21 protein-coding genes are annotated in these 22,200 nt (G+C 64.7%); 16 read left to right on the top strand and 5 right to left on the bottom strand.

Translation table 11 applies throughout. The features are described from left to right. Positions 1 to 17: 17 nt before the first annotated feature. Positions 18 to 1,367, top strand: coding sequence for a phosphoglucosamine mutase (gene glmM, locus ACFWHR_RS05300; RefSeq protein WP_382447220.1), 1,350 nt, complete (start codon positions 18 to 20; stop codon positions 1,365 to 1,367). Between the two features lie 93 nt (positions 1,368 to 1,460). Here glmM and ACFWHR_RS05305 read toward each other — a convergent pair whose 3' ends face one another. Both ACFWHR_RS05305 and coaA read right to left on the bottom strand, forming a co-directional pair. Continuing rightward, positions 1,461 to 2,708 (bottom strand): coiled-coil domain-containing protein, encoded by a 1,248-nt coding sequence (locus tag ACFWHR_RS05305; protein ID WP_382447221.1) that lies wholly within the window; start codon positions 2,706 to 2,708, stop codon positions 1,461 to 1,463. 56 nt (positions 2,709 to 2,764) lie between these two features. Then, positions 2,765 to 3,757 (bottom strand): type I pantothenate kinase, encoded by a 993-nt coding sequence (gene coaA / locus ACFWHR_RS05310; RefSeq protein ID WP_382447222.1) that lies wholly within the window; start codon positions 3,755 to 3,757, stop codon positions 2,765 to 2,767. 32 nt (positions 3,758 to 3,789) lie between these two features. Here coaA and glmS point away from each other — a divergent pair, with 32 nt between their 5' ends. The 7 genes from glmS to ACFWHR_RS05345 all read left to right on the top strand — a co-directional run bounded on the left by glmS (position 3,790) and on the right by ACFWHR_RS05345 (position 9,423). Continuing rightward, positions 3,790 to 5,640, top strand: coding sequence for a glutamine--fructose-6-phosphate transaminase (isomerizing) (gene glmS / locus ACFWHR_RS05315; protein ID WP_382447223.1), 1,851 nt, complete (start codon positions 3,790 to 3,792; stop codon positions 5,638 to 5,640). A 62-nt stretch (positions 5,641 to 5,702) separates the two neighbouring features. Then, positions 5,703 to 6,089: a holo-ACP synthase gene (locus tag ACFWHR_RS05320; RefSeq protein ID WP_382447224.1), complete on the top strand. Its 387-nt coding sequence runs from the start codon at positions 5,703 to 5,705 to the stop codon at positions 6,087 to 6,089. A gap of 50 nt (positions 6,090 to 6,139) precedes the next feature. Then, a complete protein-coding gene (tsaE, locus tag ACFWHR_RS05325; RefSeq protein WP_382447755.1) occupies positions 6,140 to 6,622 on the top strand; it encodes a tRNA (adenosine(37)-N6)-threonylcarbamoyltransferase complex ATPase subunit type 1 TsaE in 483 nt (160 codons plus the stop codon). Next, positions 6,619 to 7,263, top strand: a complete 645-nt coding sequence (tsaB, locus tag ACFWHR_RS05330; protein ID WP_382447225.1) for a tRNA (adenosine(37)-N6)-threonylcarbamoyltransferase complex dimerization subunit type 1 TsaB — start codon at positions 6,619 to 6,621, stop codon at positions 7,261 to 7,263. Before tsaE ends, tsaB begins: the two co-directional genes overlap by 4 nt. Beyond that, the gene (gene rimI / locus ACFWHR_RS05335) at positions 7,260 to 7,763 is read left to right on the top strand and encodes a ribosomal protein S18-alanine N-acetyltransferase (RefSeq protein WP_382447226.1); all 504 of its coding nucleotides are present in this window, start codon (positions 7,260 to 7,262) and stop codon (positions 7,761 to 7,763) included. The genes tsaB and rimI overlap by 4 nt, the downstream gene beginning before the upstream one ends. Beyond that, positions 7,760 to 8,842 carry a tRNA (adenosine(37)-N6)-threonylcarbamoyltransferase complex transferase subunit TsaD gene (tsaD, locus tag ACFWHR_RS05340; RefSeq protein ID WP_382447227.1) on the top strand — a complete coding sequence of 361 codons (1,083 nt, stop codon included), beginning with the start codon at positions 7,760 to 7,762 and terminating at the stop codon, positions 8,840 to 8,842. The genes rimI and tsaD overlap by 4 nt, the downstream gene beginning before the upstream one ends. A 128-nt stretch (positions 8,843 to 8,970) precedes the next feature. Continuing rightward, positions 8,971 to 9,423: a DUF4190 domain-containing protein gene (locus tag ACFWHR_RS05345; protein ID WP_382447228.1), complete on the top strand. Its 453-nt coding sequence runs from the start codon at positions 8,971 to 8,973 to the stop codon at positions 9,421 to 9,423. 111 nt (positions 9,424 to 9,534) lie between these two features. Here the strand turns inward: ACFWHR_RS05345 and ACFWHR_RS05350 are convergent, their stop codons facing one another. Together ACFWHR_RS05350 and ACFWHR_RS05355 are read right to left on the bottom strand one after the other, a co-directional pair. Beyond that, positions 9,535 to 10,695, bottom strand: coding sequence for an SAM-dependent methyltransferase (locus tag ACFWHR_RS05350; protein WP_382447756.1), 1,161 nt, complete (start codon positions 10,693 to 10,695; stop codon positions 9,535 to 9,537). Between the two features lie 122 nt (positions 10,696 to 10,817). Beyond that, the gene (locus ACFWHR_RS05355; protein ID WP_382447229.1) at positions 10,818 to 11,324 is read right to left on the bottom strand and encodes a DUF4190 domain-containing protein; all 507 of its coding nucleotides are present in this window, start codon (positions 11,322 to 11,324) and stop codon (positions 10,818 to 10,820) included. 235 nt (positions 11,325 to 11,559) lie between these two features. Between ACFWHR_RS05355 and groES the strand changes: the two genes are divergently transcribed. The 8 genes from groES (at position 11,560) to guaA (ending at position 20,860) form a co-directional block, all read left to right on the top strand. Next, positions 11,560 to 11,856 carry a co-chaperone GroES gene (gene groES, locus ACFWHR_RS05360; RefSeq protein ID WP_130453663.1) on the top strand — a complete coding sequence of 99 codons (297 nt, stop codon included), beginning with the start codon at positions 11,560 to 11,562 and terminating at the stop codon, positions 11,854 to 11,856. A 91-nt stretch (positions 11,857 to 11,947) separates the two neighbouring features. Beyond that, complete coding sequence (rarD, locus tag ACFWHR_RS05365) at positions 11,948 to 12,871, top strand: EamA family transporter RarD (protein ID WP_382447230.1); 924 nt, start codon at positions 11,948 to 11,950, stop codon at positions 12,869 to 12,871. Positions 12,872 to 12,946: 75 nt separating this feature from the next. After that, on the top strand, positions 12,947 to 14,449 hold the full coding sequence (gene guaB, locus ACFWHR_RS05370) for an IMP dehydrogenase (RefSeq protein WP_382447231.1): 1,503 nt from the start codon (positions 12,947 to 12,949) through the stop codon (positions 14,447 to 14,449). 210 nt (positions 14,450 to 14,659) lie between these two features. Continuing rightward, positions 14,660 to 16,582 (top strand): hypothetical protein, encoded by a 1,923-nt coding sequence (locus ACFWHR_RS05375; protein ID WP_382447232.1) that lies wholly within the window; start codon positions 14,660 to 14,662, stop codon positions 16,580 to 16,582. Positions 16,583 to 16,676: 94 nt separating this feature from the next. After that, the gene (locus ACFWHR_RS05380; RefSeq protein WP_382447233.1) at positions 16,677 to 17,798 is read left to right on the top strand and encodes a GuaB3 family IMP dehydrogenase-related protein; all 1,122 of its coding nucleotides are present in this window, start codon (positions 16,677 to 16,679) and stop codon (positions 17,796 to 17,798) included. Between the two features lie 7 nt (positions 17,799 to 17,805). Next, positions 17,806 to 18,702, top strand: coding sequence for an SURF1 family cytochrome oxidase biogenesis protein (locus ACFWHR_RS05385; RefSeq protein WP_382447234.1), 897 nt, complete (start codon positions 17,806 to 17,808; stop codon positions 18,700 to 18,702). A 56-nt stretch (positions 18,703 to 18,758) separates the two neighbouring features. Continuing rightward, entirely contained in the window at positions 18,759 to 19,268 is a 510-nt protein-coding gene (locus ACFWHR_RS05390; RefSeq protein WP_382447235.1) for a DUF3817 domain-containing protein, read from the top strand. Further along, positions 19,268 to 20,860, top strand: a complete 1,593-nt coding sequence (gene guaA / locus ACFWHR_RS05395) for a glutamine-hydrolyzing GMP synthase (RefSeq protein WP_382447236.1) — start codon at positions 19,268 to 19,270, stop codon at positions 20,858 to 20,860. The genes ACFWHR_RS05390 and guaA overlap by 1 nt, the downstream gene beginning before the upstream one ends. A 131-nt stretch (positions 20,861 to 20,991) precedes the next feature. Here guaA and ACFWHR_RS05400 read toward each other — a convergent pair whose 3' ends face one another. After that, positions 20,992 to 22,125 (bottom strand): aminotransferase class V-fold PLP-dependent enzyme, encoded by a 1,134-nt coding sequence (locus ACFWHR_RS05400; RefSeq protein WP_382447237.1) that lies wholly within the window; start codon positions 22,123 to 22,125, stop codon positions 20,992 to 20,994. Positions 22,126 to 22,200 lie beyond the last annotated feature (75 nt).

The raw sequence follows: 22,200 nt of genomic DNA on the forward strand, positions 1-22,200 counted from the left end.
ATCGGGGCTTCCTGCACATGGGACGCCTGTTTGGCACCGATGGGGTTCGAGGGCTGGCTGGCGTCGATGTGACTGCCGAGCTGGCCCTCAGCCTTGCGCGCGCTGCGGCTCTCGTTCTCGGGCGTTCTGCCCGAGGCGAGAGCCGTCGTGCTGTAGCCGTGGTTGCGCGGGATCCGCGCGTCTCTGGCGAATTCATATCAGCCGCCGTCTCCGCTGGCCTGGCATCGGCCGGGGTTGACGTGCTCGACGCTGGAGTGATTCCGACCCCGGCTGCTGCCTATCTCGTCGCAGACACCGGCGCCGATTTTGGGGTCATGGTTTCGGCCTCGCACAACCCTGCGCCCGACAACGGCATCAAGTTCTTTGCCGAGGGCGGCCGCAAGCTCGCTGACGACGTCGAAGACGAAATCGAAGCGGCAATGGACGGCAGCATAGTCGCCGTTACGGGTCGCCAGGTCGGCCGCATCCGCCGGTTCGCGGACGCTGAGGATCGCTACCTCGTTCACCTACTCGGCACGCTCGAGGGCATGAACCTCGATGGCCTGCACGTCGTGCTTGACTGCGCCCACGGCGCTGCCGCGGGCATTTCGCCGGACGTCTTCACCGATGCCGGCGCTCGCGTGACCGTCATCGGAAACGACCCTGACGGGTTTAACATCAACGACGGCGTTGGGTCAACGCACCTCGGCCCGCTCGCTGCTGCCGTGATCGAACACGGGGCCGACCTTGGCATTGCGCACGACGGCGACGCAGATCGCTGCCTCGCGGTCGACGCCACGGGCGCCTTTGTCGACGGCGACAAGATCATGGCGATTCTCGCGCTGTCGCTGGCAAGCCGGGGCAAGCTTGTTCGAAACACGCTCGTCGCGACTGTGATGTCGAATCTGGGTCTCAAATTGGCGATGGCCGACAACGGAATCGACGTCGTCGAGACCGGAGTGGGCGATCGCTACGTGCTCGAAGCAATCAACGCAGAAGGCTACTCGCTCGGCGGGGAGCAGTCGGGTCACGTCATTATGAGCGACCACGCGACCACCGGCGACGGAATCTTGACCGGGTTGCACATTGCCGCCGAGATGGTGCGCAGCGGCAAGACGCTCGCGGAACTCGCCTCGTGCATGACGGTGTACCCGCAGGTGCTTGTGAACGTGCGCGGTGTCGATCGCACGGGAGTGCACGGCGATGAAGTGCTGCAGCAGGCAGTGCATCAGGCCGAACTCGCACTCGCTGGCAATGGCCGGGTGCTGCTTCGCCCCTCTGGCACCGAGCCACTCGTGCGTGTCATGGTCGAGGCGAAGCACGTCGACCAGGCTCAGCAGCTCGCCGACGACCTTGCTCAGGTCGTGCGTGAACGCCTCGCTGTCTAGCTGGGGGCTCTCGCTTCGGTGAGATATTCGACTTCGGTGGGTCGGTTCGAGCTAAACTCATCTCACCGAAGCCGAATGTCTCACCGAAGCGGGTCAGTACCAGTGCGGGTTGCGGGACTGCCAGGTGCCCCAGGCGTTGCACGGGCTGCCGTAGACAGACTGAATATATGCGAGGCCCCAGTCGACCTGAGTGTTGCCGTTGGTGAGCCAGTCGGGGCCCGCCGTGGCCATCTTCTCTGCGGGCAGCGCCTGCGGGATGCCATAGGCGCCGCTATACGGGTTTAGCGCGTCGGCGCGCCAGTCTGACTCGCCAGTCCAGAGCGAGACCAGGCAGGAGAACTGGTCGTCGCCCCAGCCATAGGCGCCGAGCACCGCGCGCGCGTGCGCCTGCGCGCCCGCTGGGTCGACGCTGACGCCGCCGGTTCCGCCGGTGCCACCTGATCCGCCGCCCGAGCCATCATTGCCACCCCCGCCGCCACCGCCAGAGCCATCACTCCCTGCATTCTGCTCGAGCTGGCGCTCCTGTTCCTGCCGAGCCGCCTCCTCGCGCTGACGTTCCTGCTCCGCAGCCTGCGCGGCTACCTGCACGCCGATTTGGTACTGCCGCTCCGTCTCGGCCGACGTGCCACGCAGGCTCGCGAGTTGCTTGTACACCGTGTCGCTGCGGTCTCCGGCGAGCGCCACGGCGGCGTCGGCGTTCTGCTGTGCTTGGTCGGCCGCCGCGGCCGCAGCGTCGGCCTCGTCGGAGAGGCGCTTCCGTTCGGCCTCGGCTGCTTCAGCCTGCTCACGAAGTGTGGCTGCACTGTTCACCTCGGCCTGCGCGTGCTCGGCAATGCCGTTCCACGTGCCAGACACCTGCGAGGACATGCTGAACTTCGACATGAACTCTTCTGGGTTGTCGGAGGTCGCGAGCGCACCGGCGCTCGCGAGGCCACTGCCATTCGTGTACATCCACGACACCATGCGGCCTACCGCCTCATCGTTTGTGTCGAACTGTTGCTCCGCCTGTTTCGCCCGCTCCTGCAGCGCATCCTGGCGTGCCGTGGCGTCAGCGAGGGCGGTCGCGGCCTCGCGAGCTGCGCCGTGAGCGTCAGCCGCGGCCGACGAGGCGGCGGACGCATCTGACTGAGTCTGCTTCAACGCGCCCTGCAGTCGGGTGTACTCAGCCTTCTTCGCAGACTCTGAACCCTTCGCGGCCTGAACTTCTTCCCAGGTGGGGTACGAGCTCGGGTCGTCACTGGTCGCACCATCGAAGGCGATCGCCGGGAGCGTGCCCGCGAGCACCAGGGAAGCGGCGAGCGCCGCGACTGCGGTGCTCCTGGTGAGACGTTGACGACGCATATGAATCAGCGTAGACGATGCCTTCGACACGAGGGTCCGCATGACGTGCAGGTGCCTCACAGCTTGCGCAGCAGCACCTTTTGGACGCGATGATCCGACTCCTTGCGGAGCACGAGACTGGCCCGGGCGCGCGTGGGGCGAATGTTCTCCACAAGATTTGGCTCGTTGATGTTCGTCCAGAACTCATCCGCGATCGCGAGTGCGGCGTCATCGTCGATGGTTGCGAAGCGTCGGAAGTGCGAGGAGGGGTCGGCGAATGCGCTCTCCCGCAGTTTCAGGAATCGGTGCCGGTACCAACGCTGAATGTCCGATGAGCGGGCATCGACGTAGACGGAAAAGTCGAACAGGTCGCTGACCGCGAGCGGGTGATCCATGGACGCCGGCTGCAGCACATTCAAGCCCTCGACGATCAGGATGTCGGGACGCCGCACCACGGTGTATTCACCCGGCACGATGTCGTAGACGATGTGACTGTAGTGCGGCGCTCGCACCTCGGCGACGCCGGCTTTCACCTGCGACACAAACCGGAGCAGACCGCGTCGATCGTATGACTCCGGGAAGCCTTTGCGGTGCGCAATACCCCGGCGCTCAAGCTCGGCGGCCGGGTAGAGGAAACCGTCGGTGGTGATGAGTTCGACCTGCGGCGTTTCGGGCCAGCGCGCGAGCAGATCGCGCAGGATCCTTGCCACCGTTGATTTGCCGACCGCGACCGACCCGGCAATCCCGATTACAAACGGGCTCTGTTGTTCATCTCCGCGCTGCAGGAATCCGCGGGTGCGCTGGTGCATCTCGCGGGCCGCGATGGCGTACTGGTTGATGAGTCGGCTGAGCGGGCGATACACCTGCGACACCTCAGCGAGGTCGAGCGGTTCACCGAGCCCGCGGAACGCAGCGATCTCACCCTCGGTCAGCGGCATTGGCGTTTCGCCGGCGAGACGGGCCCACTCGTCACGACCGATTTCCGTGAACGGCGAGGTGAACTCAGGGCGAATGAGTGCGTGCGTGTCGGTTGTGACCGCGGCGCTGGCCGGGGAGGTGTTCTGGGTCATCGTGCATCAATGGTGCCACTAAACTAGGCGGCATGTGTGGAATCGTCGGATATGTTGGCCCCAACGACACTCTTGGGGTATTGCTCAATGGCCTTCGGCGTCTCGAATACCGCGGATACGACTCCGCCGGTGTCGCGGTCATTGATACAACGGGCGCTCTCTCTGTCCGCAAGCGGTCGGGCAAGCTCGCGCGTCTGGAAGAGCTGCTCGAAGCGAGCCCGCTTGAGGCCGCCGGTACCGGTATCGGTCACACCCGCTGGGCTACGCACGGCGGCCCTACGGACGCCAATGCGCACCCTCACCTGGGTGATGACGGCAAACTCGCCGTCATCCACAATGGCATCGTCGAGAACTTCGCAGAGCTGCGCACTGAGGTTGAGGCCGCCGGCATCGAGTTGCTGAGTGAGACCGACACAGAGGTCGTTGCCGCACTGCTCGGGCTCGAGTACGGTCGTCAGCAGGATCTCGAAACCGCCTTCCGCGCCGTTGTCGTCCGGTTGCACGGCACCTTCACGCTGCTCGCAATGCACCGCGACGAGCCGGGCAAGGTTGTGGCCGCCCGCCACCATTCGCCGCTCGTTATCGGACTCGGCGACGGTGAGAACTTCCTCGGCTCAGACGTGGCAGCGTTCGTGTCATCAACACGACGGGCGGTCGCTGTCAACGAGAACAGCATCGCGATCATCACGCCAAATGAGGTACGCCTCACTGACTTCGCTGGTGCTCCACTCGAGTTCGATGAATTCGAGATCGAGTGGGATGCGGATGCATCGGACAAGGGCGGCTGGTCGTCCTTCATGGCCAAGGAGATCAGCGAGCAAGCTGAAGCCGTCGGAAACACGCTGCGCGGCCGGTTGTCGAGTGCTGGCGTCGAGATTCCCGAGCTCACAGCGCTCGGCGATGATCGACTGCGCGAGATCGACCGCATCATTATTGTCGCGTGCGGCACGGCGTCGTACTCGGGTCAGGTGGGCGCGTACGCCATAGAGCAGTGGGCGCGCATTCCCGTCGACGTGCAACTCAGCCATGAGTTCCGCTACCGCGACCCGGTGATCTCGGACCGCACGCTGGTGATTTCGGTCAGCCAGTCGGGCGAGACCATGGATACGCTGATGGCCGTGAAATACGCTATCGAGCGCGGTGTGACCACCGTCTCGGTGTGCAACACCCAGAGCGCGACCATCCCTCGGGAGTCTGCCGCCGCGGTGTACACCCACGCGGGCCCCGAGGTCGCTGTGGCGTCGACCAAGGCGTTCGTCGCGCAGATTACCGCCCTGTACCTCATTGGCCTGCACCTGGGACGCGTGCGCGGCACGCTCTCGGCGGCGGACCAGGCGCAGGCGATCAATCAGTTCGAGTCGCTTCCCGCGAAGATGGCCGAGGCCATCGACTCCCGCGAACAGCTTGCGCAGCTCGCACACTGGATGGCGGACACTCGCTCGGTGCTCTTCCTGGGCCGTCACGTCGGTTTCCCGATTGCGCTCGAGGGCGCGCTCAAGCTGAAGGAGATCTCGTATATTCACGCGGAGGGCTTCGCTGCCGGTGAGCTCAAGCACGGGCCGATCGCGCTGATCGATCACGGCCAGCCGGTCTTCGTGCTGGTGCCGAGCCCGCGCACGTCGCCCGTGATGCACTCGAAGGTTGTTTCTAACATCCAGGAGATTCGAGCGCGCGGTGCGCGGATCATCGCCATCGTTGAAAAGGGCGACACCGCCGTGCTGCCGTACGCAGACGATGTCGTGCGATTGCCGCTCGCGGACGCGCTTTTCGAGCCGCTGCTGCAGGTTGTTCCGCTGCAGTGGTTCGCGCTCGAACTGTCGACGGCGAAGGGTCTTGACGTCGATCAGCCGCGCAATCTCGCGAAGTCGGTCACGGTCGAATAGGTCACGGTCGAATAGGTTCGGGGCGTCGTGTTCACGTGAACACGACGCGTGAGGAGCGGGTGATGATTCTCGGAATCGGCGTCGACACGGTCGATATCGCTCGTTTCGAGCGTACGCTCGCGCGCACCCCGAAGTTGCGAGGTCGGCTATTCACTGAAGCCGAGCGAGATCGCCCGCTGCATTCGCTCGCGGCGCGGTTCGCGGCGAAAGAAGCGCTGATCAAGGCGCTCGGCGGATCCGACGGCCTGCGCTGGCACGACATGGAGATCACTCGAGCGGTCGACGAGGCGCCCCGGTTTGTTCTCACCGATCGTCTCACGCACGCTCTCGCCCGGGTCGGGGCGGCGTGGCCTCACGTTTCGATGACGCACGATGGTGGCATTGCGACCGCGTTCGTCGTCGTGGAAGCACGCGCTGGAGAAACGAAAGCTACGGGGTCGACGCTGTGACCGACGAACTTGGCGTCGTGGAGGCGCACGAGGCGTCCGATCCTGAAGCCATGCACGAGCTCGGTGTGATGCTCGGGCGGGTGCTTCGTGCGGGCGACCTCGTGATCTTGACCGGGCCGCTGGGCGCGGGTAAGACGACGCTGACACGTGGCATCGGTGAGGGGCTCGGCGTGCGCGGCCCCGTTCAGAGCCCGACGTTCGTGCTCGCCCGCACTCATCCGTCGCTGGTCGGTGGTGCGCCCCTCGTGCATGTGGACGCGTATCGGCTCTCGGGGCCAGACGAACTCGACGACCTCGATCTCGACTTCGACGGATCAGTGGTCGTTGCAGAGTGGGGCGCCGGCATTGTCGACACTCGCGCTGATTGGTTGGAGCTCGTCATTGAGCGCCCGAATGGAACCGAGGGGAGCGGCGACGAAGCCGACCAGCCGGACGGCACCGACAGTGTCGACTGGTCAGAGGCCTTCGTTGAACCCCGACACATCACTATTACCGGATACGGGCCCCGCTGGGCCGGGGGAGTACTGCGATGATCGTCACCGCGCCAGAACTCGGGGGGCACGTGCTGCTCGCCATCGACACGGCGATCGGAACCACCGTCGCGCTGGGCGTCGACGGCGAAGTGCACGTGGTTGCAAGCGATGACCCCAGGGGACACGCCGAGGCAATCGGTAGCCTGCTCGATGAGGTGTTTCGGGTATCTGGGGCGGCACCCGCGAGGGTGACCGGAGTTGTCGCGGGCATCGGCCCGGGCCCGTTCACCGGTCTCAGGGTCGGTATCGCTGCGGCGCACGCGTTCGCCGTTGGCCGCGGCGTGCCGTTGCTTCCGGTGCAGGGGCACGAGGCTGTCGCTCTCAATGTGCTTGAGCATGGTGCAGCAGCGAGCGTGCGAGTGGTGCAAGACGCGCGAAGACGTGAGCTGTTCGTAACTGAATTCAGGGGTCTCGATTGGGCCGGAATTCCCGAGCGGGCGGCTGGGCCGGGTCTGGTGACTCGAGCCGACTACGTCGAGTTGCCAGGCGATGTGTGGCCCGAGCGCATCCCCGCCGCATCACTCGTGCGGCTTGCAGCGCGACGACTCGCATCGGGCCGAGACTTCGACGACGATCGAGCGCTGTACCTGAGGGCCCCAGACGTTGCCCAGCCCTCGGCTCCGAAACGGGTGTCGACGTGACCGAATCTGTGCCCGCGCTCGATCTGCGAGTCGCGACGCTCGCCGACCTCGAAGCCGTCTGGGAGATAGAGACCTCCGTGTTTGGGGCTGACGCGTGGAGCCGCGAGATGATGCGCGAAGAGCTCGCGGCGGATCACCGGACGTATCTCGTACTCATCGCGAACGGTGGTGAGATCGTCGGCTACGGTGGCCTGCTTGCCGTCGGCACCGAGGCAGACATTCAGACGATCGCGGTTGATCCGAGTTTTCGGGGGACCGGCCAGGGTCGGCGCCTCATGACCGCACTGATTGATGACGCAATGGAGCGCGGGGTGCGCGAGGTGTTTCTCGAAGTGCGCGCGGACAATCCCGTTGCGCAACGGCTCTACGCGTCACTCGGCTTCGCCGACATCGGCGTGCGACCGCGTTATTACCAGCCCGACAACGTCGATGCCGTCATCATGCGCCTCGATACACGATCCCGCGCTGCGCTCGCGCCAGGAACCGAGGGAGAGAGATGACCATCACCGAACCGCTCGTGCTCGGTATCGAAACGAGCTGTGATGAGACCGGCGTCGGCATCGTGCGCGGTCGCACACTGCTCGCGAACGCGATTGCCTCGTCGATGGACGAGCACGCGCGCTACGGCGGCGTCGTGCCCGAGGTAGCGGCCCGCGCCCACCTCGAAGCGATGACCCCGACAATTCAGCGGGCACTCGCCGACGCGGGTGTTGCGCTTGACGAACTCGACGCGATTGCTGTGACCTCAGGTCCCGGCTTGGCCGGCGCGCTCATGGTCGGCGTCGCAGCGGCCAAAGCTCTGGCTATCGCGCTCGGCAAACCCCTCTACGCGGTGAACCACCTCGTCGGGCACGTGGGCGCCGACCTGTTGCGCGGCGAGGGTCTGAGGGGTGCAGTCGGCGAGCCGGGGGAGCTTGAACTGCCCACGGTCGCACTTCTCGTCTCCGGGGGACACACGTCGCTGCTTCTCGTGCGCGATCTAGTCGACGACGTCGAACTGCTCGGCGAGACGATCGATGACGCTGCGGGGGAGGCATTCGACAAGGTGGCGCGCGTGCTAAGCCTGCCCTACCCCGGTGGCCCGCAGATCGATCGGGTTGCGGCTGACGGCAACCCGAACGCGATACGTTTTCCGCGCGGTCTCACACTGCCGAAAGACCTGGAGCGGCACCGCTATGACTTCTCGTTCTCAGGTCTCAAGACCTCGGTCGCCCGATGGGTTGAGAAGTGTGTCGCCGCCGGCGACGAGGTGCCGGTCGCGGATGTCGCCGCCAGCTTCAGGGAGGCTGTCGCAGATGTGCTTCTTACAAAAGCCATCGCAGCCTGCCGCGATTTAGGCGTGCCTCGTCTTCTGCTGGGCGGCGGCGTCGTGGCAAACGCGCGCGTGCGAGAACTTGCGGCGGAGCGGGCTGAAGCGGCAGGCGTTGAGCTGCGAGTGCCGCCACTGTCGCTGTGCACAGACAACGGTGCCATGATCGCTTCGCTTGGTGCGCAGCTGGTCGCGGCGGGCCACGCGCCGTCCGGACTGGGCTTCGGCGCAGATTCCACCTTGCCCGTGCAGCAGGTGCACATGCGCTAAATCCATGGCGCAGCCAAGTCAAGGGCTCACCACGCGCGAGCGAAATATAGGCAAACAGCGAACCTGAACGTTATCTTTGAAGAGCGAATTGGGGAAACGCCTTATTTATCACCAACCGAAGGAGACTCATGTCTGACAACCTGCCCGGAAACGAGCACGAATCGAACCCGGTGCCGCCCGCACCGTCCGCTCCTGCCGCGCCATCGGCGCCCTCGTACAGCTCTGCCCCAACGCCGCCCGCTTACGGTGGCGCGCCGACGCAGGCGAAGGGTCTCGCCCTCACCGCTCTGATCCTCGGCATCTTGAGCCTGATCTTCAGCTGGGTTCCGATCGCCGGTGCCGTCGGCGGCATCATCGCGCTGATCCTCGGCATCCTCGCGCTGCGCAAGGGACAGTCGAAGGGGTTGTCGCTCACCGGTATCATCACCGGTGCTATCGCGTTCGTCATCGGCGTGATCGTCACCATCTTCTTCTTTGTTGCTCTGAGCGTTGGCCTCAGCGCCGTCGATCAGTGTGCCAATGGCGCTGACACCGCCGAGATTGCCGGCCAGACGGTCTCGTGCTCGAGCGTTAACTACTAACCAGCGCTCACTCGTGAACGCTGGCTCGTGATCCGTCGTTCCTGATCACGAGCACCCAGATGGCGGGCTGGAAACCTTGGTTTCTGGCCCGCCATCTGTTTGTCCGAAGCTTTAGCAGCGCTCCATAAGGAGCACGATGTGCCTGCCACTCGCGTCGCGGGTCAGCACGATGGTGGCACTCTCTGGGCCGCTGAGCTTCAGCCGCTTGCGCAGCATTGCGGGGTCAACGTCAGTGCCGCGTTTTTTGATCTCGAGGGTGCCGATGCCGCGCGCCGAAAGCGCCCGGCGCAGCTCCTTTTCTTTCGCCGGAAGTTGCTCGAGTACGCGGAACGACTGTGCAAACGGCGACTCGACGTGCGTGTCTCCGGTGAGATAGGCAATCCCGTCGCTGAGCATTCCGGCGCCAAGCTCGATCGCGAGTGCACCGATCAAGCGAGCGCGGATCACCGCACCGTCTGGTTCGTAGAGGTAATCTCCGAGCGTACGAACATCCACATCCGGAGCGTCGGCCGCAGCGGTCATCTCGTGCGTGTGCCCAGCACGGTGCACGAGCGCTGCTCGCGCGACGCCTGGGCGCGCGAGGGACCCGAACCACAGTGCCGTTTCGACAACGTGTCCGTCGACGGACACCCACTGGGCTTCGGCGTGATCCGGAATGAGCGAACGGTCAAGACCCGGCCCGAGCTTGACGCCCGTTGGTAGCCGCTCAGCGACGTCGAAAGCGAAGGTGAGCGAGGGTGAGTAATCGTCGGGGGAAGCGATTCGGCGAGTATCGCGGTGCCCGGCGGTACGCCGGGCTGGGTCGAGAAATGCGCCGTCTACGTCGTCCAGTCGCACCGAAGTCGCATCGGCCGCACACACCGACGGTGCTGCGACTTCGAGCCGAGCCGCGACGGTTGCGAGGTTGTGCTGTGCCACACGCGCGGTGAACGGGTCGAGTTCGACTGGTGACGGCGTCACGCCGTGTTCAAGAAGTGCGATGGACTCTGTGCCGATGCCGCAGCCGAGGTCGGTGACTCGCTTGCACCCGGCGACTGCGAAGCGGGCGGCATGACCCCGGGCGACCGCGATCCTTGTCGCCTGTTCCAGCGCTGCTTGGGTGAACAGCAGTTCGTTGGCGAGGCCGCCGAACTTTGAAACAGCTTTCTCGCGGAGCTTCGCCTGTGTCAGCAGTGCCGCGACCTCCTCGGGAGCGCGACCAGCGGCGCGTAATCGCCGGTTCTCTGCGTCGACGGAAGTGCCGCCAGCGAGATTCGCGCTCACCTCGGTCAGGGAAGCGAGCCCTTCCGGACTCAGCAGCCAGTCCCAGCCGGGCGGCGGACCCGTAGAAACGGCAGACGGCTCCGGAACTGTGTTCCGGAGCCGCGCCGATGCGCTCAGCGCATCACTCATTTTCAGTACGAGGAGTACGAATCGAGCCCCGACATTGCGCTGCCGAGACCGGCAAATACCGTGATGAGGAGCCCAATGTAGAAGATGAAGAAGAGCAGCACGAAGACGAAGTAGGCGTAGCTAATGATCAGACCCGTCAGCGCGATACCGCGGCCGGCGTCGCCGGTGCGCTTGATCTGGCTGAGCCCCATGTGGCCGAACACGATGCCAGCGATGGGGCTGAGGAAGGCGAGGATGATTGCGAGGAACGCGAACGTGTTCGTCTTGTCAAGCGTGGTGCCAGTGGGAACGGCAGCGTACTGAGCTTCGTACGCGGGCTGCGCGGGCTGAGCTGGGTAGCTCGTCGGCTGCTGTGTGGTCGGCTGGGCCTGCTGGCCGTAAGGCTGGCTCGGCTGGCCGTAGGGCTGACCCTGGGGCTGCGCCTGGCCGAGTTGCTGAGTCTGATTCTGGGACTGGCTCAAATCAGGGAGGGGAGTGGTGGGCTGCTCGGGAAACTGCGGTGTTGACATGGCTTCTCCATCGGTAGGCGTCGAATTGCATGGTGCACGCGACGGGCCTGTCGGTGGAGCCATCGCAGGGCGTATACCCATTCTAGGCACCCGGTTTCGTTCGCTGTCGGCGATCCCGGCCCGACACGTTGGCACTCCCCTTGCACGAGTGCCAACGAGAGCCATAGACTCTGTAGGTAGACGCGCTCGCATGGGCGGGCGTGTAACCACTTCAGACATTGGAAAGAGGTCAACCGTGTCGGTCGCCATTAAGCCGCTCGAGGATCGTATCGTTATCAAGCAGGTCGAGGCAGAGCAGACCACCGCTTCCGGTCTTGTGATTCCCGATAGCGCCAAGGAAAAGCCCCAGGAGGGCGAGGTTGTTGCAGTGGGCCCCGGCCGAGTCTCTGACTCGGGCACCCGTATCCCGCTCGACGTTTCCGTCGGCGACATCGTGATCTACTCGAAGTTCGGTGGCACCGAGGTGAAGGTCGGCGGCGACGACTACCTCGTGCTTTCGGCTCGCGACATTCTCGCGGTCGTCACCCGCTAACAGCGGAGCGTTTCTCAGCGCCCCCGATGATCCGGACGGATCATCGGGGGCGCTGTCGTTTTTGCGGGCAGCCCGGCAGTAGACTATTTCGATGCAGCGAACACGTGCCGGCCTCGTATTCGGTCTCGGCGCGTACCTTTGGTGGGGCGCGTTCCCCTTCTATTTCGGCCTCATTGCGATGGTCGGCCCGCTCGAGGTTGTGCCGTGGCGAGTAGCCACAACGCTTATTTTTTGCCTGTTGCTCGTCACTGCGACGCGAGGATGGTCGCGCGTTCGTGTGATCCTGCGCGCCCCTCGGCTGCTCGGTTGGTTCGCGCTGTCAGCCCTGTTCCTCTACGCGAACTGGCAAATCTTCATCATCGGCGTGATGACCGGCCACGTGCTCGAGACCGCGCTCGGGTACTTTATCAATCCGCTGTTCACCATTCTGATCGGTGTCGTCTTCCGCAAGGAACGACTCAGCCGGTTGCAGTGGATTGCGGTGGTCATAGCGGGTGTGGGCGTCGTGATCGCTGCGGTCGCCTATGGTTCTTTCCCCTGGATCGCGATCGGCATCGCACTCTCGTTTGGTCTGTACGGTGCGGTGCATAAGCACGCTGGCGAATCCGTCGATGGCATTACCGGGCTCACGATCGAGACGTTTGCGACTCTGCCGATCGCAGCGGTGCAACTCGGGGTGATCGCGGCGACGACGGGTTTGACGGCCTTCACATTCGGCACGGGAGTGTCGACGCTGGTGCTGTTCAGCGGCATCGTGACGGCAGTACCCCTGATTCTCTTTGGAGAGGCCACCCGCCGATTGCCACTGTCGTATATCGGCTTCCTGCAGTTCTTGACCCCGATTATTGCCTTCTTCTACGGTGCACTCGTCACCCACGAAGAGATTACGACGGGACGCTGGATCGGGTTCATCGGCGTGTGGATCGCGCTCGTGATCCTGATCGTCGACATGGTGATCCAGATTCGCCGTTCGCCGACGGCGCAGATCAACACCGCCCCTATTCCCTTAGACTGAGACACGGTACGGGCGCCGCATCCCGGTCGCCCGCGAATCTCTGAGAGTCCCACCCACCACACAGATAGAGGTTCCATGGAACAGCGTGACCCCTTCGCGTTCACCGGTCTGACCTACGACGATGTGCTGCTGCTGCCCGCGCACACCGACGTCATCCCCAGTGAGGCTGACACTGCTACGCAGCTCACGCGTCGCATTCGGTTGAACATTCCGCTCATCTCAGCGGCGATGGACACGGTCACCGAAACCCGGATGGCAGTGGCGATGGCGCGCTACGGCGGCCTCGGCATCTTGCACCGTAATCTTTCAATCCAGGATCAGGCCGAAATGGTCGACCGGGTGAAGCGTAGCGAGGCCGGCATGATCACGAACCCCGTGACGACGTCGGTCGATGCCACGGTCGCTGAGGTCGATGCGCTCTGCGGCGAGTACCGCGTCTCCGGCCTGCCGGTGGTCGACTCGAACGATGTGCTGCTCGGCATCATCACCAACCGCGACATGCGCTTCATCGATCTGAAGGATCGTTCGCAGGTGCGAGTCGAAGACGCGATGACCCGAATGCCGTTGATCACGGGGCCGCGGGGCATCTCCCGCGAAGACGCCGCCGCGATCTTCCGTAAGCACAAGATTGAGAAGCTGCCGCTCGTTGATGGCGAGGGGCGCCTCACCGGCCTCATCACCGTGAAGGACTTCGACAAAGAAGAGCAGTACCCGCTCGCAACCAAGGACGAGGCCGGTCGGCTGCGCGTCGGCGCGGCGGTTGGCTTCTTCGGCGATGCCTGGAAGCGTGCTGGCGAGCTCGTCGACGCTGGTGTTGACGTGCTCGTTGTCGACACCGCTAACGGTGACAGCAAGGGTGTGCTCGACATCATCGCGAAGATCAAGTCCGACCCGGCGTTTGCAGCGGTCGACGTGATCGGCGGTAACGTCGCGACCTACGCTGGCGCAAAAGCAATCGTCGAGGCTGGTGCCGACGCGGTGAAGGTTGGTGTCGGCCCGGGTTCCATCTGCACCACGCGCGTCATTGCAGGCGTGGGTGTGCCCCAGGTCACGGCCGTGTATGAAGCAGCAAAAGCCGCAACGCCTGCAGGTGTCCCGGTCATCGCAGACGGCGGGCTGCAGTACTCGGGTGACATCGCCAAGGCGCTGGTGGCCGGTGCATCGTCGGTGATGATGGGATCGCTGCTCGCGGGCACCGATGAGAGCCCCGGCGACCTCGTGTTCGTCGGCGGCAAGCAGTTCAAGAACTACCGTGGCATGGGCTCCCTCGGCGCCCTGCAGACCCGTGGTGAGCGCACCTCGTACTCGAAGGACCGCTACTTCCAGGCCGATGTGCCGAGCGACGAAAAGCTCATCCCAGAGGGCATCGAGGGCCAGGTGCCCTATCGCGGCCCCGTCGGAGCGGTGAGCCACCAGATGATCGGCGGCCTGCGCCAGTCGATGTTCTACGTCGGTGCACGCTCCATCACTGAGCTGAAGGAGCGCGGCAACTTCGTGCGCATCACCTCGGCCGGGCTGAAAGAATCGCACCCGCACGACGTGCAGATGGTGGTCGAAGCACCGAACTACCGTCGGTAGACCGCTCGCGCAACGCTGACAGGTCCAACCGGGGCCCGGACCGATTTCGGTTCGGGCCCCGGTTGCGTCTGCGGAGGGTGAAATCAAGGATGAATGTGATCGGCGTCGGTGAGTGCTCCGCGCAGAATCACTAGGCTCGCCCCTATGCGCCTGAATCCGGTCTCTCATCTTGCCCCACGGGCGCTTCGAACAAGTTTTTTCGCTGCTGGCATGACGCTCGCTCTCGCAGCGGGTGTGCTCGTGCCTACTTTCGGGGCCACTCCAGCTTTCGCGACCGGGCAGTTGGGCACCGAGCAAACCGACACCGAGCAAACCGGCACGCCGAGCGCGGCCGTAACCTCGTCGAGTGTTTCGCCGTCGGTGATGGAGATCAGCGACGAATCCCAAACTGTGACCGTCACCGTTTCTCTCGAAGGCGAGACCACGCCGTCGGGGATGCTGCGGCACGTCACGTCGGACGCGACGGTCGCGCTATCAAACTGGCACGTCGCCGAGAGCGCTGATGCGTTTGCTGTATGGGAAGGCACGGCCGCAGTCACGGGCGCGACGCCGCCGGGCACCTGGGTCGCATGGCTCGATGATCCAGCAACGGAGCTGGGCACGGTCGAGGTGCGCCCTGAAGGGCTGAAGAACACCGTTGCACCGCAGATTTCAGGCACCCCGGTCGTCGGTGGAACGCTGCAAACTTCTGTCGGAGATTGGCGACCGCTGGGCCCGACCACCGCCGTTGAATGGTTGCGGGATGGGCAGCCAATTCCTGGCGCGACGAATGCGACGTACACGCTGACACCATCCGACGCGAAGACGCGAATATCCACACGGGTCAGTGCGACACTCGCGGGCTCCAGCCACGGGCCGACGGTTGCAACCTCCAGCGACGTATTCGTGGGTCTCGGCGCTGCGCGCGCGGGAACGGTCGTGATCACAGGGAAGCTTCAAATGGGGCAGACTGCACGCGCTGCTGTCGCTAACTGGCCATCGGGCGCCGCGCTGAGTTATCAGTGGAAGCGCGACGGTGCCGCGATCGCCGGCGCCACGCGGTCGAGCTACGCATTTATCGCCGCCGATGTTGGTGCCAGGGTCACTGTCCAGGTGACTGGTCGTTCGACAGGGTACGAGGTCGCGACGGCGACCGCAGCACTGCCGAAAGCGGTTGCGGCCGGAGCGCTTCAGAAGTCGACGCCCAAGCTGACTGGGAGTGCGGTTGTCGGGCAGAGCCTCTCTGTACAACGCGGCGCCTGGTCGGCGGGCGCGAAGCTCACGTATCAGTGGAAACGCAACGGAGCGGCCATCAAGGGCGCCACGTCGGCAACATATCGCTTGGTGGCCGCTGACGGTGGCGCCAAGATTACGGTGACGCTGACTGGCAAGTTGCCTGGCTATACGACTGCCACCGCGACATCAAGCGCGAAGCAAATACTGCGACTGCTTCGGCCGGCGACCCCGAAGGTAACCGGGACAGACCGTGTCGGATCCACGCTTTCCGCGCAGGCGGGCACCTGGGGCCCGCAAAAGCCCAAGCTCTCATATCGCTGGCTACGGGAGGGTAAGGAAATTTCTGGCGCGACGCGTGCGACCTACGCGCTGACCAAGAGTGATGCTGGGAAGCGGGTATCGGTACGCGTAACAGGGTCGAAAACCGGGTACCAGTCAGAGTCGAAGACATCTGTTGCGCGGCACGTGCCCCTCGTGATGCGGGCAGCGAAGCCGAAGATTTCAGGCAGTTCAGTAGTGGGGTCGCGCCTCACCGCGGTATCGGGATCGTGGACATCCGGCACGAAACTGAAGTACCAGTGGTATCGCGGTGGTTCCGCGATTTCGGGTGCGACTTCGCCGTCGTACGGGGTGCGAGCTGCCGACGTCGGCAGCTCCTTAAGCGTGCGCGTCTCCGGCTCCAAGAGCGGCTACGCCTCTGAATCACGCACGTCGAAGGGGTCAGCCAGAGTGAAGTACCCGTCTCGCACGCCGGGCCAAGGATGGAACTGCCCGGCCTGGGCGCCGATCAAGGGGAACGCGAGCTCGCACATTTACCACGTTCCTGGCGGAGCCTATTACAACCGCACGAAGCCCGAGGAGTGCTTCTCTACGACGTGGGCGGCCGAAGCTGCTGGCTACCGTGCGTCACTGCGATAGGTGGGCCGAAGCCTTGAAGTAAATGCGGCCCTGCCGCAGACCTCCGCAGGGCCGGCGCTCGGTGCACCCAGCCGCTGATGGATAGACTGGACACGTGAGCAACGAGATCGAGATCGGCCGCGGCAAGCGGGCACGTCGCGTGTACACCTTCGACGAGATTGGTATCGTGCCGACGCGTCGCACACGAGACCCCGAGCTCGTCTCGACCGCTTGGTCGATCGATGCGTTCCACTTCGACATCCCCGTGCTGGGCGCACCCATGGACTCGGTGATGTCACCCGCCGCCGCAATCGCCCTCGGCGAGCTCGGCGGCCTCGGCGTGCTGAACCTTGAAGGACTGTGGACGCGGCACGAGAATCCCGAGCCGCTGCTCGAAGAACTGGCCGGTATCACCGATGAGATCGCCGCGGTCGCGCGCATGCGCGAGCTGTACGCTGCGCCCATTCAGCCCGAGCTCATCACCGCGCGACTCGGTGAGATTCGTGAGGCTGGCGTGACGGTTGCTGGGGCACTGTCACCGCACCGCACCGCCGAGTTCACCGAGACCGTCGTTCGCGCGGGTGTCGATCTGTTCGTGATTCGCGGCAACACGGTCTCCGCCGAACACGTGGCGAAGGAGGGACGCGAGCCCCTGAACCTCAAGCAGTTCATCTACGAGCTCGACGTTCCCGTCGTTGTTGGGGGAGCTGCCACGTACCAGTCGGCGCTGCACCTGATGCGCACGGGCGCCGCAGGTGTGCTCGTCGGTTTTGGCGGGGGCGCTTCATCGACGACGCGCGCCACTCTCGGTATTCGCGCACCAATGGCGAGCGCGATCGCCGACGTCGCCGGCGCCCGCTCTGACTACCTCGATGAGTCGGGCGGCCGCTACGTGCACGTGATCGCTGATGGCGGGCTCGGTACCTCAGGTGACCTGATCAAGGCCATCGCCTGTGGCGCAGACGCCGTCATGCTCGGTTCCACGCTCGCGAAAGCGGATGAGGCGCCCGGTCGCGGCTGGCACTGGGGTCAGGAGGCGCATCACGAAGATCTGCCGCGCGGTAAGCGCGTGCAGGTCGGCGCGGTCGCACCGCTCGCCGAGATCGTAAACGGCCCGGCGCACGTCGCCGACGGCAGCGCGAACCTCATGGGTGCTCTCCGCCGTGCGATGGCGACCACAGGCTATTCGGAGCTCAAGGAGTTCCAGCGCGTGGGCGTCGTCTACGCCGAGCGCTGAGCCGCAGGTGGCACGACGCAAGCTTGAATACCTGGGTGAGCCAACACTCGCGCAGGTCATGCGGCGACCGCGCTGGATTCTGGCGCTGCTGCTCGCACTCGGCATCGCCGTGCTGTTCTCTGCGCTCGCGCAGTGGCAGGCGGGCGTCGCCGTGCAATCACAGCAGCAAGCGGAGATCGACACCGAAGCCGTGCGACCGCTCGCGGATGTCGCGGCGATTGACAAAGGGGTCACCGATGCGGGCGCCGGCGTCGTCGTCACACTGAACGGTGCATTCGTCGCCGACGACTTCGACGTCGTCTCGCCGCGTGACAATGCTGGCGTTACGGGGGCCTGGGTTGTTGGGCGACTCGCGACCGAGGGGCCGCATGCCGCGCCCGGCGCGAACCTATCCGTTGCGGTGGGTTGGGCGCCGACCGTCGCGGACGCCGAACGCGCGGCAAAGGTGCTCGCCGCCGATCCCGAACTGCTTGGATCCCTCGAAATCACCGGGCGCTACATGCCGCCCGAGGCTCCGCAAGCGCCGGATTCAGACGAAGATCCATTCACCATGCACGCCATGACGCCCGCCGCGCTCGCGAACCTGTGGAGCGAGGTCTCGGGCCCCGTCTACTCGGGGTATCTCGTGCTGCACGATGACGCAGGTTCGCGCGCCGTTATTGCGGCGGCCGATCTTGACCCTGTTGATTCAGTCGCCCCGCTGCCCGTCGACGCAGTGAACTGGCTGAACGTGTTTTACGCGCTCGAGTGGCTCGTGTTTGGCGGCTTTGCGATCTTCTTCTGGTACCGCCTCGCTCGAGATGCGTGGGAGAAAGAGCACGAAATGATGCTGCTCGAAGCAGAAGCAGAACGGGACGCCGAATCGAATCCCGAAACGAATCCCACAGCAGACTCCGAAGCCTGATCGCTTGCCCTGACGCCCGTTCTGCGGCGTCGAATGCCAGCCGTAGAATGGAACTCATGCAGTTGCAACCCAAGCCCGCCGACTACCCGCGCATTCGTAAGGCGCTGAGTTTCTACAAGGTGACTTCGGTGATTACCGGCGTCATGCTGTTGCTGCTCTGCGCAGTGATGGTGATGAAGTACGTGTTCAACGTGCAGCTCTACTTGTTCACAGAGGACGGCTTCGCCCACTTCTATGAGCTCGCTCCTGAGGGGCTCGAATCGGACTTCCAGGCGACCGGGTTTGATCTGTTCAAGGCGATCTTGATCGCACACGGCTGGTTCTACGTCGTGTATCTGATGTCGGACTTCCTGCTGTGGAGCCCGATGCGTTGGGGCTTCGGCAAGTTCATCCTGATCGCGCTGGGCGGCGTGATCCCCTTCATGTCGTTCATTCTTGAGGCTCGCATCGTGCGCCAGGTGAACGGCTATCTTGATTCTCGTGAGGGCGCGCTCGCGTCCGACGCATCAACCCCACCCGCCGCGGCCTCGTCCGCGACCACTTCGAAAGGCTCACTGGAGCGATAATGGCGACTCAGTCAGAACAGCCGGAGACGGACCACCGACCCGTTCTCGTAGTTGATTTCGGTGCGCAGTACGCGCAGCTCATTGCGCGCCGCGTGCGCGAGGCGGGCGTCTATTCCGAGCTCGTGGCTCACACGATCACGGCCGAAGAAGTTCGGGATCGTAACCCGCTCGGCATCGTGCTTTCGGGTGGCCCGTCGTCCGTGTACGAAGAGGGCGCGCCGACGTTCGACGCGAGCGTCTTCGACCTCGGCATTCCCGTGCTCGGCATTTGCTACGGCTTCCAGGTTATGGCGCGCGCCCTCGGCGGCGTTGTCGGGAACACCGGCGACCGCGAATACGGCGCGACCGACGCGGAGCTCGTGGGCGACGGCGGTGCAATCATGGGCGGCCAGCCGGCCGCGCAGAACGTCTGGATGAGCCACGGCGACGCCGTGCAGCAGGCTCCGGCCGGCTTCGAGGTGCTCGCGAAGACCGCGGTCACCCCGGTGGCGGCGTTTGGATCAGCCGAGCGCAAGCTCTACGGCGTGCAGTGGCACCCGGAGGTGAAGCACTCCGATCACGGGCAGCTGATCCTTGAGAACTTCCTGCACCACGTCGCGGGCATCGCCCCCGACTGGAACGCAGGCAGCGTCATTGCCGAGCAGATCGCGCGCATTCGCGAGCAGGTCGGCAACGCGCGCGTTATCTCGGCACTCTCCGGCGGCGTCGACTCGGCCGTTTCGACCGCGCTCGTGCACGAGGCAATCGGCGACCAACTCACTGCAGTGTTCGTTGACCACGGACTGCTGCGCAAGGGTGAGCGCGAGCAGGTTGAGCAGGACTACGTCGAATCGACCGGCGTGCGCCTCATCACCGTCGAGGCGGCTGACACGTTCCTTGGTCACCTCGCGGACGTTACCGACCCAGAAGAGAAGCGCAAGATCATCGGCCGCGAGTTCATTCGCTCGTTCGAACAGGTGCAGCGCGATCTCGTCGCCGAAGCGAAGGCCGAGGGGGAGCCGATCAAGTTCCTGGTTCAGGGCACCCTGTACCCCGACGTTGTCGAGTCCGGTGGTGGCGCCGGTACGGCCAACATCAAGTCGCACCACAACGTTGGTGGCCTGCCCGAGGACCTCGACTTCGAACTGATCGAGCCGTTGCGCGCGCTGTTCAAGGACGAGGTGCGGGCGATCGGTCGCGAGCTCGGCATTCCCGAGGCAATCGTCGGCCGCCAGCCCTTCCCCGGCCCCGGCCTCGGCATTCGTATTGTCGGCGAGGTTACTCGCGAGCGCCTTGAGGTACTCCGCGAGGCGGACGCCATCGCGCGCGCTGAGCTCACAACGGCCGGCCTCGACGGCGAGATCTGGCAGTGCCCCGTCGTGCTGCTGGCCGACGTGCGCTCCGTGGGCGTGCAGGGCGACGGACGTACCTACGGTCATCCCATCGTGCTGCGCCCGGTGTCATCTGAAGACGCAATGACGGCCGACTGGACGCGCGTGCCCTACGAGGTGCTCGCCCGCATCTCCAACCGCATCACGAACCAGGTCCCGGAGGTCAACCGGGTGGTACTCGACGTCACGTCGAAGCCGCCGGGGACTATTGAGTGGGAGTAGGCGTATAGCGAACGATGATTTCTCATCGTTCGTAGCCTACTCCGAGGCCGTCCTGGCCTCGGTTCCCTGACAATGGGATACTGAAAAGCCCGGCCTCGGCCGGGCTTTTCAGTTACTGTCGTGAGTTGCGACTACGCCCGCAGCGCCTTCACGAGTGCGTCGATGTCGCGGTCTGCCGAGTAGGCGTGCAGCGAGAGACGCAGGCGTTCGCCTCGTGGCGAGCCCCCGATCCGGTGCGTGGCGAGTTTCGCTGAGAGCGCGTCCGGATCCTCGACCCGAATGGCCACCTGCGGGCCGCGGTGTGCTGCGTCCTCGGGGTAGTCGAGGTCGAAGCCGAGGCTGCCCAGTTCTTCGGCCAGGCGCTCACGTAGGCCGACGACGTGATTCCACACGGTGTCGGGGTCGACCTGCGATACTGTCTCGAATCCGGCTACGCCCGCGTACGCTGAGGGGATCGGGTGCGTGCCCATCTCGAAGCGTCGCGCGTTGTCGGGGTAGTCCACCCCTGCCGCGTCGAACGCGAACGGGTTCACGCGCCCGAACCAACCGGTGAGCCCAGCGGGGTGCTCGACACCGACGCAGTCCTTGACGTAGAGCATCGCAATACCCGGCAGGCCGAGCAGGTACTTCAGGTTGCCGGTCACCAGGAAGTCGCAGTCGAGTTCGGTCGCCGAGAACGGGAGTACACCTGCGGCCTGATATGCGTCGACGAAGACCAGCGCGCCAACCGAGTGGGCGTGCGCGATAACGCGCTCGATCTCGGGGCGCGTGCCGTTGATGTAGCTCACCAGCGGAATCGATACGAGCTTCGTGCGCTCGTCGATCAGGGCGATCCAGTTCTCGGCGTGCAGTGCTGCCTCGATGCCTTCGACGTTCACGACGTCGATACCGGATCGCTGCGCGCGCCACACGTTACCGACCGACGGGAATTCAAGGTCGGACGTGACGAGGCGATTACGCTCACCACTCCAGTCAAGCGATGAGACGGTCTGGAACGCGCCCTCAGACGCGCACGACAGCACCGCAACGTGTTCGCTGTCGACGTCGAGGAAGGCGCCGGCGAGCGATCGGTACTGCTCGACTTTGCCGACCCATTCGCCCCACGGCGCCTGGGAGTCGATGAGGCCGGCCGTCATGCGTTGCATAGTGTGGGCCAGGCGATCAGAAAGTGCGCCCTGGCTGCAGCTCGCGAAGTGCGGGGCATCGTCGAGGGCGGGGAACTGCAGCCGGAACTGCTCGGGGGTGAGCGGTGAAACCGTGGTCATTGTGTATCTCCTTCGTGAGGCTGTGGGGCTGAGAAGCTCGCGGGAGCCGATGCTCGCGGGCTACGTGGCTACGTG

This window comes from Leucobacter sp. NPDC058333 (assembly GCF_042726155.1).
GTDB lineage: Bacteria > Actinomycetota > Actinomycetes > Actinomycetales > Microbacteriaceae > Leucobacter.